The organism is Streptomyces sp. sk2.1, from assembly GCF_008120935.1.
GTDB lineage: Bacteria > Actinomycetota > Actinomycetes > Streptomycetales > Streptomycetaceae > Streptomyces.
Window position 1 is genome coordinate 287,722 of the sequence record NZ_RDBO01000071.1, and the last position, 2,611, is coordinate 290,332.

Annotated in this window: 1 protein-coding gene and 2 pseudogenes; 1 reads left to right on the forward strand and 2 read right to left on the reverse strand. The window is 74.6% G+C overall.

Going from position 1 to position 2,611, the window contains the following annotated elements; genetic code table 11:
* Positions 1 to 1,075: serine/threonine-protein kinase (locus tag EAO76_RS26085; RefSeq protein ID WP_262375754.1), on the reverse strand; the 1,075-nt coding region annotated here is incomplete at its 3' end.
* Positions 1,076 to 1,339: 264 nt separating this feature from the next.
* On the opposite strand from EAO76_RS26085, the pseudogene EAO76_RS26095 reads away from it, so the two are divergent.
* Positions 1,340 to 2,035, forward strand: a pseudogene (locus EAO76_RS26095) (SAM-dependent methyltransferase); the annotation flags it as partial.
* A gap of 398 nt (positions 2,036 to 2,433) precedes the next feature.
* Here EAO76_RS26095 and EAO76_RS26105 read toward each other — a convergent pair.
* Positions 2,434 to 2,611, reverse strand: a pseudogene (locus tag EAO76_RS26105) (protein kinase); the annotation flags it as partial.

Below are 2,611 nucleotides of genomic sequence, written 5' to 3' on the forward strand. Positions count from 1 at the left end.
CGTCCCGGTCCGCCGGATCAGGCCGGACATCCCCGAGCCCCTCGAAACGCTGGTGCTGCGGCTGCTGGCCAAGGACCCGCAGCACCGCCCGTCCGGAGCCCAGGAGGTGTACGAGCACCTCGCCCCGATGCTCCCCTCCTGGAACACCGGCTCCTGGAACACCGGTTCCCGGGGGAACGGCGTCCCCGCCGGGCCACGGGGCGTGCGGGCGCAGGAAGGGCCGGGTCGGGTCGAGCGGCCCGGCGGGGACGCCGTTCCCCCGGGAACCGGTGTTCCAGGAGCCGGTGTTCCAGGAGGGGAGCATCGGGGCGAGGTGCTCGTACACCTCCTGGGCTCCGGACGGGCGGTGCTGCGGGTCCTTGGCCAGCAGCCGCAGCACCAGCGTTTCGAGGGGCTCGGGGATGTCCGGCCTGATCCGGCGGACCGGGACGGGCGGCTCGTAGAGGTGGCGGTGCAGCACGCCGAGGGCGGTGGAACCCGCGAACGGCACGTCGCCGCTGAGGAGTTCGTGGAGGAGCACGCCGAGCGCGTACAGGTCGGTGTACGGGCCGACGGCGCCGCCCATCGCCTGCTCGGGGGCCATGTAGGCCGGGGAACCGATCGGCGATCCGGTGTGGGTGAGGCGGGTGGTGTCGGTGTCCAGGACCGAGGCGACCCCGAGGTCGAGGACGGTGACGGTGCCGTCCGGGCGGATCATCACGTTGCGGGGCTTGAGGTCGCGGTGGACGATCGGCACCGCGTGCACGGCGCCCAGGACGGCGCAGAGCTGGGCGGCGACCGAGACGGACCACTGCCAGGGGTACGGGTCGTGCTCGGCGAGGTGGTCGGCGAGGTCCGCGCCCTCGACGTACTGCATGACGAGGAACAGGTCCTCGCCGTCGCTGCCCGCGTCGTGGACGGTGACCAGGCCCGGGTGGTCGACCTGGGCGGTGACCCGGCACTCGCGGACGAAGCGGCGCCGCAGCTCGTCCGCGGCCTCGTCGGCGACGGGCCCGGTGACCCGGTCGGGGCGGAGCAGCTTCACCGCGACGCGGCGGTCCAGGCGCTGGTCGTAGGCCGTCCAGACCTGGCCCATGCCGCCCTGGCCGAGGATGGTCGCCAGTTGGTACCGCCCGCCGATGAGACGTCCGCTCACCGCCCCTCCTCCTTACGGAGGTAGTCGCTCAGTTCGTCCAGTTCGGCGCGGACCTGGTCGATGCGCTGGGGGTGGGGGGTCGGAGTCGGGTTCGGGTTCGACTGTGCCTGCGGCTGGGTGGGACGTACCGGCTGGTCCCGTTGAACCGACGGGACCTGCGGGGACGAGGGGAATCGCGGGGCCGACGGGGACGCCGGGCCCGGCCCTCGCCCCCACCTGCCGCCCCCCGCCGCCGCGGGCGGCCCCGCCGAACTGGTCGGCGTACGACAGCGGCTGACCGAGACGCTCGGTCTCACCGGCACCCTCACCCCACCGGCCGTGACCCTCTCCGCCCCGGCCCACTGGCCGCTCACCACCGTCGGCGAACTCGCCCGCGCGGGCGCCCTCCAGCTCCGTGCCGGCGGCTCCGGCACCGGCCCGACACCCGTCCTCACGGAGCACGACGTCCTCGGCGCCACCGCCCCCTCGGGGAGCCTGCCCGCCGACGGCCCCCCGGAGGAGCCGGTCCTCGTCGAGGCCGGTGACGTCGTCGTCCCCGTGCTCGGCGGCGGCTCCGTCGCCCGCGTCGTCGACGGGGCGACCGCGGGCGCGGCGCTCGGCCGCAACCTCCAGCTGCTGCGCCCCGACCCGGCGGCGCTCGACCCGTGGTTCCTCGCCGGCTTCCTGCGCGGCACCGCCAACAACCGCCAGGCCAGCAGCTACGCCTCCACCGCCACCAGGCTGGACGCCCGCCGCCTCCAGCTGCCCCGGCTGCCGCTGGCGGAACAGCGGCGCTACGGGGACCGGTTCCGGGCCCTGGCCGAGTTCGAGGACGCGCTCCGGCTGGCCGGCCGGCTCGGCGGGCAGCTGATCCAGGGCATGTACGACGGGCTGACGGACGGCACGGTCCGCCCGGAGTGATCCGAACCACAACGGTTCCGTACAACCCGGGGCGGACCGTCGTTGTCGCCCCTTACGCTCGGATCTGCGCGCGCGAGTGCGTGCGCGGATCTTCAACGACCAGGTCTCCAGGAGCAGCCATGTACGCCCCGGGTCATCCGCCGACGCCGCCGCGCCGGGTTCCCAGCAGGGCCTGGATCGTCTCGATGCGCGTGCTGTTCACCGCGCTCCCGGTGTGCTCGCTCGGGCTGCTGCTGTGGAGCCCGCTGCTCCGCCTCGCGATCGTGCGCCGCCGGGCCCTCGACTGGTGGCTGACCGGGGCCGGGTTCGTGTTCGTGTGCGTGCTCCTGCCGATCCTCGGCAGGGAGGGCAGCGACGAGCCCACCACCGCCGACGGCGTCCTCATCGCGCTGCTCCTGATGGTGACGGCGGGTGGTGTCGGTGTCCAGGACCGAGGCGACCCCGAGGTCGAGGACGGTGACGGTGCCGTCCGGGCGGATCATCACGTTGCGGGGCTTGAGGTCGCGGTGGACGATCGGCACCGCGTGCACGGCGCCCAGGACGGCGCAGAGCTGGGCGGCGACCGAGACGGACCAC